Origin of the sequence: Enterorhabdus sp. P55, from assembly GCF_009911695.1 — a bacterium.
Classification (GTDB): Bacteria; Actinomycetota; Coriobacteriia; order Coriobacteriales; family Eggerthellaceae; genus Enterorhabdus.
In genome coordinates this window covers 1-11,161 of sequence record NZ_QWKK01000080.1, presented here as the reverse complement: position 1 = coordinate 11,161, position 11,161 = coordinate 1, and the positions used below count along the sequence as shown (strand labels likewise).

The following is an 11,161-nucleotide window of genomic DNA, read 5'->3' as shown; positions in this document are numbered from 1 at the left end:
AACCATGGAGAGGGGGATCACCCGGTCCCATTCCGAACCCGGCAGTTAAGCCCCTCCTCGCCGAAAGTACTGCGGGTCAGCCCGTGGGAGGATAGGGCGTTCCGCTCATGTGGGGTGCTTCCCCGTTTCAGGGCACAAGAGGCCGCCTTCGGGCGGCCTTTCTCTTTTGAAGGACATCCCCTCTGTCGTGCGCCGCTTGCGAGCGGCGCGCTTGCCTTTCGCGCACTTCTCAGGCGCCGCCGTTCGGCGGCGCCCTTTCGCTTTCTGGGCACGCCGCTCGGGTTTCCAGGGGGTTAATTGCCGCCTGCGTTCGCCCGACCCTCGTTTTCGGCGCGTATAATAGTGATGGACGAGTAGTCGTTCGTTCAGACACGATGAGAGGGGTAGCGCGTTGGCAGCTAAGGCACAGGATGCGAAGGAGCAGGCGGAGGCGCTGAGCAAGGACGAGAAGGCCCTGTCGGAGCTGGTAGAGGTGCTGGCTGCGGGGTCGCGCCGTGAGCGTCAGCAGGCGGCGGCAACCATCGCCCAGGTTTCCCGCGCTCATGCTGAGGCGCTGATCCCTCATGCGAATGCGCTGGTAGATGCCCTCAACCGCCCGGAGGCGCAGACGCGTTGGGAGGTTCTGGACGCCTTGACCGAGCTTGTCCCCTACGAGTCGCGGACGTGCGACAAGGGCATCGCAGGCGCTGAGACGGCGCTGTTCGACGAGGACAGCGGCCCGGTGCGCCTGGCGGCGATGCGCTTTCTCTGCCGGCTGGGGGCGACGACCGAGAACCGCTCCGAGAAGGTGTGGCCCCTCATCGACGAGGGAATCCAGTGCTACCACGGCGACCTGGAGTTCCAGGACATGCTGCTGGCGGTCATCGACTTCTCGGCGGGCAAGCTCTCGCCGGAGGTGAAGCGGGAGCTCGGTGAACGCATGAGCTTCGACGCCTCGAACGGCAAGGGGGCGCTGAAGAAGCGCGCCTCGGTCATCGTGGAGAACGTCTCCCAATAACACGAGCTTATCAGAGAGACGCCTTGCGGGGCGCCTTTCTTTCGGTGCCTGCGCGGCGGGCCCAGTGACCTGATGTGATGATCACCCTTTTCTAGGAGGTATTCCATGGCGCGGCATAGCGTGACCCTCATACCCGGCGACGGCATCGGCATCGAGACGTCGGCTGCGATGCAGCAGGTGGTGGCCGCGAGCGGAGCCGAGATCGACTGGGAGGTGGCCGAGGCGGGAGCTGCCTGCATGGACGTCCACGGCACGCCGTTGCCTGATTCGACCATCGAGGCCGTCAAGCGCAACAAGGTGGCCATCAAGGGCCCCATCACCACGCCGGTGGGAACGGGCTTTCGCAGCGTGAACGTGGCCCTGCGCAAGACGCTTGACTTATACACGTGCCTGCGCCCCGTGACGTCCATCCCGGGTGCCGGGGGGCGTTATGAGGACGTGGACCTCGTCATCGTGCGCGAGAACTCCGAGGACCTCTACGCAGGCATCGAGTTCGAGGAGGGGAGCGAGGATGCGCGGCGGCTCATCGAGTTCGTCGACGAGAGCGGCGCCGGCTCCATCCGTCCGGATTCGGGCATCTCCATCAAGCCCATCTCGGTGACGGGCACGCGGCGCATCGTCGAGTACGCCTTCGAGTACGCGCTCAAGCACGGGCGCGAGAAGGTGACCGCCGTGCACAAGGCCAACATCATGAAGCACTCCGATGGTCTGTTCCTGCGCGTGGCGCGCGAGGTGGCCAAGGGCTATGAGGGACGCGTTGCGTTCGACGATAAGATCATCGACGCGTTCTGCATGAGCCTCGTGATGGATCCGTCGCAGTTCGACGTGATCGTGTTCCCCAACCTGTACGGGGACATTGCAAGCGACCTGGCGGCGGGCCTGGTGGGCGGCTTGGGGATTGCCCCGGGTGCCAACATCGGCAAGGACTACGCGGTGTTCGAGGCGGTCCACGGCTCGGCGCCGGACATCGCCGGCAAGGACATTGCCAACCCGACGGCGGAGATCCTCTCGGCGGCCATGATGCTCGACCATCTGGGCGAGCTGGAGGCGGCCGCGCGCATCCGCGCCGCGGTGGCCGCGGTGTATGCGGAGGGTCGCTCCCTGACGGCGGACATTCGCCGCGCGACCGGGTCGGACGCGGTGCCGGCCAGCTGCAGCGAGTTCACGGCCGCGCTCGTGCGCGCGCTCGAGGAGAGGTAGGACGCCGTGGGAAATCGCGAGTTCGAGGCCGCGCTGAGGGTTGGCGAGGCCGGCTACACCTACTATCCCGTGGCGGCCGTCGAGGGGCACGAGAAGCTGCCCTTCTCGCTGACGGTGCTGCTGGAGAACGTGCTGCGCAACGGCGCGACGGGCGCAGAGGCCCGTCTGCTGGCCGAGCGCGTGGTGGAGGCCGGGCTCGCGGGCGCGAAGGGCGCCGAGGTGGAGTTCATGCCGGCGCGCGTGCTGCTGCAGGACTTCACCGGCGTGCCGGTGTTCGTGGACTTCGCCGTGATGCGCGAGGCATGCGCGGATCTGGGCGGCGACCCGGCGGTCATCAACCCGCAGGTGCCGTGCGACCTGGTGATCGACCACTCGGTCATCGCCGACGAGGCGGGGTGCGCCGGTTCGCTTGAGGCTAACATGGCCTTGGAGTTCGAGCGCAACCGCGAGCGCTACGAGTTCCTCAAGTGGGCGCAGGGCTCCTTCCGCAACGTGCGTATCGTGCCGCCGGGCATGGGCATCTGCCATCAGCTGAACATCGAGGAGTTCGCGAGCGTGGTGATGGCTTCGCCGGCGGGGGCTGCAGGCGCAGACGGCACGCCGGTGGTGTATTTCGACACGCTGGTGGGCACCGACTCCCACACGCCGACGGCCAACGGCCTGGGCGTGCTGGGCTGGGGCGTCGGCGGCATCGAGGCGGAGGCCGCGGCGCTCGGACAGTCCATCACGACGCTCGTGCCGCAGGTGGTGGGCGTGGAGCTCACGGGCGCGCTGGCGCCGGGGGTGACGGCCATGGACGTGGCGCTCACCTTCGCCAAGATGCTGCGCGACCGTGGCGTGGTGGGCTGCTTCGTCGAGTGCTTCGGCGAGGGCGTGGCCGCGCTCTCTGCCACCCAGCGGGCCTGCATCGCCAACATGACGCCGGAGTACGGCTGCACCTGCACGCTGTTCCCCGTTGACGAGCGCACCCTCGAGTACCTGCGCTTGACCGGGCGCGATGCGAGCCAGGTGGCGCTTGTGGAGGCGTATGCGAAGGCCCAGGGGCTGTGGAACGACCCGGAGGCCGCGCCGCGCGTCTACGCTGACGTGCTGCGCCTCGACCTGGGGACGGTGACGCCCTCGGTGGCCGGCCCTTCGCGGCCGCATGACCTGATCGCGCGGTCGGAGGCGGCGAAGCGCGTCGCCGCCATCTGCGCCGAGCGCGGGCTGGGCGGCGAGACGGTGACCGTTGAGGTTCGGGGGCAGAACTACGAGCTGGGCCACGGCGCGCTCGCCATCGCGGCCGTGACCAGCTGCACCACCGCCACCGACCCGGCCATGATGCTGGCTGCCGGCGTGCTGGCCCGTAACGCCGCCGCGCGCGGTCTGGCGCCCGCGCCCTGGGTGAAGACCATCCTCGCGCCAGGCAGCCGCGCCACCGAGCTTCTGCTTGAGCGCGCCGGGCTGCTGCCGGCGCTTCAGAAGCTCGGCTTCTACACGTGCGGCTTCGGCTGCATGAGCTGCATCGGCAACTCGGGCCCGGTGCTGCCGGCGCTCCACGCCGTGGCTGACGACATCGAGCTGGCCAGCGTGCTGTCGGGCAACCGCAACTTCGAGGGGCGCATCTCGCCGGACGTGTCGCAGAACTACCTGACGGCGCCGGCTAACGTGATAGCGTATGCGCTGGCGGGCACCATGGCGGTCGACCTGGAGCGTGACCCGCTGGGCGTGGACGCGAGCGGCGGCCCCGTGTACCTGGCCGACATCGCGCCCGACCCGGCTGAGGTAGCCGAGCTGGCCGAGCGCTACGTCACCGCCGACCTGTACGAGGAGGGCTCCCGCGGGCTCTACGAGGGCGACGCGGCCTGGCAGGCCCTTGGCGCGGAGCCGAGCGCCACCTTCGCCTGGGATGATGCGTCTACCTACGTGCGCCGCCCCCCGTACTTCGACGGCATGACGCGCGCGGTGGAGCCGCCGGCTCCCGTGGAGGGCGCCGCGGTGCTGGGGTATTTCGGCGACTTCATCACGACCGACCACATCTCGCCCGCAGGTGCCATCGCGGCTGATTCGCCGGCGGCGCGCTACCTGGAGGAGCGGGGCGTGGCGTCAGCCGACTTCAACACCTACGGCAGCCGCCGCGGCAACCACGAGGTGATGATGCGCGGCACCTTCGCCAACGTGAAGCTTCAGAACAAGCTGGCGGACGGCCGGAGGGGCGGCTGGACGCGCGACGGGCGCAGCGGCGAGCTGAGGAGCGTGTTCGACGCCGCCGAGCGCTACGCTGACCGCGGCGTGCCGTCGATCATCCTGGCGGGGAAGATGTATGGCAGCGGCTCGTCGCGCGACTGGGCGGCCAAGGGGCCGAACCTGCTGGGCGTGCGCGCGGTCATCGCCGAGAGCTTCGAGCGCATCCACCGGTCGAACCTGATCGGCATGGGGATCCTGCCGCTGCAGCTCAAGGAGGGCGAGAGCGCCGAGAGCCTGGGGCTCGACGGCTCCGAGAGCTACACGGTGGGCGCCGTGGACTTCTCCGCGGGGCTTCCTGAGCCGGCCGTGGCGGAGGTGCGTGCCGTGCGTCCTGACGGCACGGAGACCGTCTTCGAGGCCGTGGTGCGCATCGACACGCCCACCGAGGGGCGCTACTACGAGAACGGGGGCATCCTGCCCTTCGTCCTGCGCGACCTGGTCGAGCGGGGGTAGCCGCCCTCTGCCTGGGGCCTGCCGCCTGGCACCGCCGCGCGATGACGACGGACGGATGCGGGCAGATGCGGCGAAAGCGTGTGTTGCGGGGCCGGGCCGTTGAGGGCCCGGCCCTTCCCGTATAATGGGCACTTTAGGCACCATGACAGGGGCGTGCGCGCCCATATCTACGCAAGGAAAAGGGGATCATGGCGAAATCATCTGGTCTTGACGCGCTGCTGGAGGCGCTGAGGCAATCGGGCTTCGACGCGAGTGGCGCGGGAGGCGCGGGCGGCAGCTCGCCCTTCACGGTAGACGCCGAGGACGCATCGAGCGAGCGGGGCGCGGGCGCCTCGGGCTCGCGCGGCGGCGTCGGCGGGTTCGGCAACGGCTTCGGCGGCTTCGGCGGCGCAGGCGCTGGCGGGCGCGGGCGGAGCGGAGGCGGCCAGGAGCCGCACATCGACCTCTCCTTCCTCGACGCCTTCAAGGGCCTGAGCAAGAAGCTGCTCGTGGTGCTGGCCATCGTGCTCGTGCTGGTGCTGCTGGCGGCCTACTGGTGGTTCCATCCGCCCATCAACATCCACTCGGTGGACACCTGGATGTTCGTGGCGGTGTTCGTGCTGCTGCCGCTGTTCCTGTTCTTCACGGCCAAGTCGCGCGCGTACAAGAGCGGAACCGACAAGGTGAACGCGAGCCCGGCCAAGGCCAAGACGTTCAAGGGGCTGTCCTACGTGCCGGTGGCCGTGCTGGTGGTGGGCGTGCTCGGCGCGGTGCTGTCGCTCTCCATCATCCCGGGCAACGCCGAGCGCTACTCCAACGTGCTCAAGACCGACACGCTCGAGTTCGCCCAGGATATCCAGGAGGTCAACTACTCGGAGATTCCCATCATCGACCGCGACTCGGCCATCCTGCTGGGCAACCGCGAGATGGGCTCCATTCCCGAGTACGTGAGCCAGTTCGAGGTGTCGAACCTCTACAGCCAGATCAACTACCAGGGCGCGCCGGTGCGCGTGAGCCCGCTTGGGTACGCGGACCTGTTCAAGTGGTTCACTAACCGCGAGGCCGGCATCCCCGCCTACGCGCTTGTGGACATGACCACGCAGAACGCCGAGATCGTGCGCCTGGGCGACAGCCCCATCTACTACTCGCAGTCCGAGCCGCTGGCGCGTAACATCGACCGCCACGTGCAGCTGAAGTATCCCTTCTACATCTTCGGCGAGAAGTCCTTCGAGATTGACGAGGAGGGCCATCCCTGGTGGATCTGCCCCGTCAAGGACTATACCATCGGCCTGTTCGGCGGCGAGACGGTGAGCCGCGTCGTGCTCTGCGACGCCACCACGGGCGAGACGCAGGACCTCACGGTGGAGGAGTGCCCGCAGTGGGTCGACCGCGTGTTCCCGGCCGAGCTGCTCATCCAGCAGTACAACTGGTGGGGCTCCTACCATAACGGCTGGCTCAACTCGTTCCTGGGCCAGGAGGGCGTGGTGCGCACGACTCCCGGCACCAACGGCACGCTCGGCTACAACTACCTGGCCAAGGACGACGACGTGTGGGTGTACACCGGCGTGACCTCGGCCACGGCCGACAACTCCATCATCGGCTTCGTGCTGGTGAACCAGCGCACCCAGGAGTCGCACTTCTACAGCGTGTCGGGCGCCACCGAGGACTCGGCCATGGAGTCGGCCGAGGGCCAGGTGCAGAACCTGCGCTACACCGCGACGTTCCCGCTGCTCATCAATGTGTCCAACCAGCCCACCTACTTCATGGCGCTCAAGGACGGCGCGGGCCTGGTGAAGAAGTTCGCGATGGTGGATATCCAGCGCTACCAGAACGTGGCCGTGGGCGACACGGTGGCCGACACGCAGAAGGCCTACGAGGCGCTGCTGGCCACCAACGGCGTGGCCTCTGACGCGGCGGGCGAGGATGACGTGAAGACGATGTCGGGCACCATCCGCTCGCTGTCGCAGGCGGTCATCGAGGGCAACTCGCACTTCTACGTGACCATCGAGGGGCAGGACGGCAAGATCTACGACTTCGCGCTGCCGGGCCTCATCGACATCGTGGGCTACAAGGAAGGCGACGCCATCACCTTCACCTACCTGGAGGGCGCCGGCGTGAGCCCTGCCTATGCGATCAAAAAGGCGGGCGAGGAGGAGACCGCGTCCGGCCTGCCGGAGGATGCGGCGGTGAACGTGGCGGACCCGGCAGGGGAGAAGGCTGCGGCCGAGGAGCCGACGGCGGAGGCGACCCAGCCGGCCAAGACGGCCGAGGGCGCGCCGGCCGAGCCGGCCAAGACGGCCTAGGTCGCGCGGCTTCGCGCTGTCTGGCGGCCGAGATTCCCCTGAGGCGGCCCGCGCCGGTGAGGTGCGGGCCGCCTTCGTGTTTTCGGTTGACATCGCCGTGATGGAGGCTATACTAGAAAAGCTGTCGTTTCGACGACGGCTGCTCCATCAGGAATAGTTCCGCTGCTTAAGACAGCAGGTACCCGCAAGGGTTTAATCGCGGAGACGCGGCCCGCCGAGGTGGTCGTCAGCGATACGTTGCTGTGCGACCCCTGCGTGCTCTAAGCGCGGCAGGGGTCGCTTTCTTTCTCAGGCAGCGATCCCACCCCGCGAGGGCGGAACGCGAGTTTGAGAAGAAGGAGGTGTACGTAGAATATGCCCAACGCTCAGAACAAGGAGATGCTCGAGGCCATCAAGGCCGACCTCGACGGCGTGAGCGCGGTGTGGGTGGTCGACTACCGCGGCCTGACCGTGAAGGAGATCCAGAACCTGCGCCACAGCATCCGCGAGGCGGGCGCCAACATGAAGGTGTACAAGAACACCCTCATGCGCATCGCCCTGGAGCAGTCCGAGCTGCCCACCCTGGACGATATGCTGGAAGGCCCCAGCGCGTTCGTCTTCGCGGGCGACGACGTGGCTGCTGCCGCGAAGGCCGTGAAGAACTTCGCGAAGGACAACCAGAACCTGGAGATCAAGGGTGGTCTCATGGAGGGTAAGGCGGTTTCCGCCGCCGAGGTGGAGGCTATCGCCTCTCTGCCGTCCCGCGAGGAGCTCATCGCCCAGATCGCCGGCGCTATCTCCGGCGTGGCCCGTGGCCTTGCCACGACCATCAACGGCGTGCCGCGTGGCCTGGCCCAGGTGGTCAAGGCCGTGGCCGACCAGAAGGAGGCTGCCTAGCAGTCCGCGCGGCGTGAGATGCGTCGCATGACTTGAAAGACACACCGGCTGGGAAGAGCCCAGCCGCCTTTGAAAGGAAACTAACATGGCTGTTACCCGTGAGGAGATCATTGAGGCTCTGAAGGAGATGTCCCTGCTCGAGGCTTCCGAGCTCGTGAAGGACATCGAGGAGACCTTTGGCGTGTCCGCCGCTGCCCCCGTGGCCGTGGCTGCCGCTGCCCCGGCTGAGGGCGGCGCTGCTGCTGAGGAGAAGTCCGACTTCGACGTCATCCTCGAGGGCTTCGGCGACAACAAGATCGCCGTTATCAAGGTTGTCCGCGAGATCACCGGCCTGGGCCTGAAGGAGGCCAAGGAGGTCGTCGAGGGCGCTCCCAAGGCTGTCGTCGAGGGTGCCAACAAGGAGAAGGCCGAGGAGGTCAAGGCCAAGCTCGAGGAGGCCGGCGCCGCCGTCACCCTCAAGTAACTTCGCCTTACTTGGTGTTTTGGGGAGCGCGTGCCTTTGGGTGCGCGCTCCCTTTCGTTTCGGGCGGCGGGATTGCGCTGGCGCGCTTGCGGGGCTCGTGCTGGCGCGCTTGCCGTTCGACCTGCGGGACGGCCGCCGGGCTCGCGCCGGGCTGCGCTCGACCTGCGGGACGGCTGCCGGGCTCGCGCCGGGCTGCGCTCGACGCATCGGGTTCGTTCAACCTGCGGGACGGCCGCCGGGCGGGGAGCGGCCTTCGCTCGACGCGTCGCCCCGGCGAGCCAAGGTCTCGCCGGGGCTTTGGCTTAACCTCGCTGCGGCCGCTCCCCGCCCGGCGGCCTGTACGTTCCTGTGCGTTGTTGAGGAGGATGCTGCTGTGGAGGATGCGAAGAGCCGGCTTCGGCGGGTGCTGGGCGATGCGGGCCTGGCGCGGCTGGATGCGGCCTGCGTGATGGTGGTGGGCGTCGGCGGCGTGGGGTCGAACTGCGCTGAGGCGCTCGTGCGCGGCGGCGTGGGGTCGCTCGTGTTCGTCGACGGCGATGCGGTGCAGGCCTCCAACATCAACCGGCAGGCCATCGCCTTCGTGGATACGGTGGGGCGGCGCAAGGTGGAGGTGATGGCGGCTATGGCGCGGGCCATCAACCCGGACGTGCGCGTGGAGACGCGCGACGAGTTCGTGCTGCCCGAGGGGGTGGAGGCCCTGTTCGCGGGGCTGCCGCGGCGGCCGGACTACGTGGTGGATGCCATCGACACCGTGTCGTCGAAGCTGGCGTTGGCGCTCTATGCGCAACGGGAGGGCGTGCCGTTGGTGGCGTCCATGGGCGGGGCCAACAAGGCCGATCCGACGCGCCTGCGGTTCGCCGACCTGTACGAGACGCGAGGCGACCCGCTGAGCCGGGCGGTGCGCAAGCAGGCGCGCGTGGCGGGAATCGAGCGGCTGGAGGTGCTCTATTCCGATGAGCCGCCGCTGCCGGTGGAGGTGCCCGAGGGCACGCTGCGCCGCGAGCGCGCGGAGCTGGGGACGATGTCGTACATTCCCCCGATCATGGGCCAGATGCTGGCCGGGCGCGTGATCTGCGCGCTTGTGGGGCGGTAGCTGCCTGCGGTCGCCGGCGTCTGCTGGCGCGGCGGGGAAGCCTTGGCTGGCAAGCGGGGGAACTTCGGCGGATGCGCCTTCGCGGCTGGAACGACAGAGGGGGCGGTCCCGATGCTGGGCCCGCCCCCTCTGCGTGTTTTCGCCTGGGCTAGTAGCGGTAGAGGGCCGCCACGCCCTTGGCGCTGGGCATCTGGGCGGCGGGGAGGACGTAGACGTGCGCGCCCTGGGCGAGCGCGGCCTGGGAGAAGGCGTCCACCAGGTCGGGGCTGGCCGGGTCGAGAACCTTGTCGTCGGTCGGGTTGGGGTCGGCGTCGAAGAACACGTCGCCCGTCTGGGGGTCGAAGGTGCCCGGGATTCCCTTGCCCTCCTCGACGAGCAGGGCCGCCACCTTGCGCTCCACCAGGGCCATCGCCAGATCGTTGTAGTCGTCGGTCGCCTTACCCTTCGACAGGTCGTAGGCGAACTCGTCGAGAACCTTCTGCAGCTTGGTCTGACGGTCGGCTTCCATGATGGCCATGGCATCGTCGCGCAGCTGCTCGCCGGTCAGGCTGGCGGGATCCTTCTCGATGGCCGTGGGCAGCAAGTGCTGCAGCGTCGAGACCTTGCGGAAGGCGGCCACGTGCTCAGGCAGCGTGACGAGGATGATGGGCGTCGCGTCGTCGCGCACGAGGTGGTCGTCGACGGCCTTGTTCACGGAGCGGAAGAACTTCTCGGCCTCTTCCTTCGCCACGTTCTTGCGCGACTGGAAGTCGTGGTAGGGGGACATGTGGCCCTCGAGGGTGATGAAGTCGAGGGCGCCTTCCTCGTGCTTGCGCTCGTTGGCCTCGGTTTCGTCAGAGTTGGCGAAGAGCTCGGAGAAGGAGCTCTTGACCTCGGGCGGGAGCGCCATGCGCTTGACGCTGTGCTGGTCGCCCTTGATCCAGCCGAAGCGGTCGGCGCCCAGGGCCAGCAGGTAGTAGTGCGCGCCATATTGGAAGTTGCGGAGCAGCGGCTTGGTGTAGTAGGCGGCGCCCACCACCACGCAAGGGTTGACGGGGAAGTCGAGGTTGAAGGCGTAGACGTCGGTGTTGCTGACCAGCAGGGCCACGCCCTCGCGGGCGTTCTGCCACAGCGGCAGGTCGGGGTGGGCCATGAGGTACTCGAGGCGCTCGTCGATGCCGGCCCAGTCCTTCTCGTTGGGGAACTTCTCGCGCAGGGTGCGCTCGGCCTCCTCCTTGAGATCCTTCAGCTCGATGCCGTCCCACTCGTCGCGGCGCGGCTCCTCACGCTGGTCGCGGTGGATGGGGAGGTAGAGGGAGACCAGGGGCGGCTCCGCCTGCTCGTAGGCCTTGGGATCGAAGTTATCGAGCACGTGGATGCTGTCTTGCAGCTCCTTCAAAGCGTCCTTCATGGGAACCTCCATATACGCGGTTGGTTACTGGTTCGGGAGCGCGTTGGCGCTGGTGGCGGACGATGTCGGCCGCGTGGGCGCGTGCGTTCGAGCCTCAGGATAGACCCGGGGGAGGGGTGGGCGGATTGCCGGCAGGAGCTGTTGTCGTTTGGTTGCCGATCCTGTGCCGAGGGGTTTCGGG

General features: G+C 68.1%; 8 protein-coding genes and 1 rRNA gene. 8 read left to right on the top strand and 1 reads right to left on the bottom strand.

What is annotated here, in order from left to right:
• From rrf to D1643_RS08085, 8 genes are all read left to right on the top strand, one after another.
• Nucleotides 1-108: ribosomal RNA gene (gene rrf / locus D1643_RS08120) — 5S ribosomal RNA — on the top strand; the annotation flags it as partial.
• A gap of 283 nt (nt 109-391) precedes the next feature.
• On the top strand, nt 392-997 hold the full coding sequence (locus D1643_RS08115) for a hypothetical protein (protein WP_160710143.1): 606 nt from the start codon (nt 392-394) through the stop codon (nt 995-997).
• A gap of 105 nt (nt 998-1,102) precedes the next feature.
• Complete coding sequence (locus tag D1643_RS08110; protein ID WP_160710142.1) at nt 1,103-2,197, top strand: isocitrate/isopropylmalate dehydrogenase family protein; 1,095 nt, start codon at nt 1,103-1,105, stop codon at nt 2,195-2,197.
• Between the two features lie 6 nt (nt 2,198-2,203).
• Nucleotides 2,204-4,876: an aconitate hydratase AcnA gene (acnA, locus tag D1643_RS08105; protein ID WP_160710141.1), complete on the top strand. Its 2,673-nt coding sequence runs from the start codon at nt 2,204-2,206 to the stop codon at nt 4,874-4,876.
• 188 nt (nt 4,877-5,064) lie between these two features.
• Nucleotides 5,065-7,158, top strand: a complete 2,094-nt coding sequence (locus D1643_RS08100; protein ID WP_236643477.1) for a Tat pathway signal sequence — start codon at nt 5,065-5,067, stop codon at nt 7,156-7,158.
• 354 nt (nt 7,159-7,512) lie between these two features.
• A complete protein-coding gene (rplJ, locus tag D1643_RS08095; protein WP_160710140.1) occupies nt 7,513-8,034 on the top strand; it encodes a 50S ribosomal protein L10 in 522 nt (173 codons plus the stop codon).
• An 85-nt stretch (nt 8,035-8,119) separates the two neighbouring features.
• Nucleotides 8,120-8,497, top strand: a complete 378-nt coding sequence (rplL, locus tag D1643_RS08090) for a 50S ribosomal protein L7/L12 (RefSeq protein ID WP_160710139.1) — start codon at nt 8,120-8,122, stop codon at nt 8,495-8,497.
• A gap of 373 nt (nt 8,498-8,870) precedes the next feature.
• On the top strand, nt 8,871-9,590 hold the full coding sequence (locus D1643_RS08085) for a tRNA threonylcarbamoyladenosine dehydratase (protein WP_160710138.1): 720 nt from the start codon (nt 8,871-8,873) through the stop codon (nt 9,588-9,590).
• Between the two features lie 148 nt (nt 9,591-9,738).
• Here the strand turns inward: D1643_RS08085 and D1643_RS08080 are convergent, their stop codons facing one another.
• Entirely contained in the window at nt 9,739-10,980 is a 1,242-nt protein-coding gene (locus D1643_RS08080) for a hypothetical protein (RefSeq protein WP_160710137.1), read from the bottom strand.
• Nucleotides 10,981-11,161: the final 181 nt, after the last annotated feature.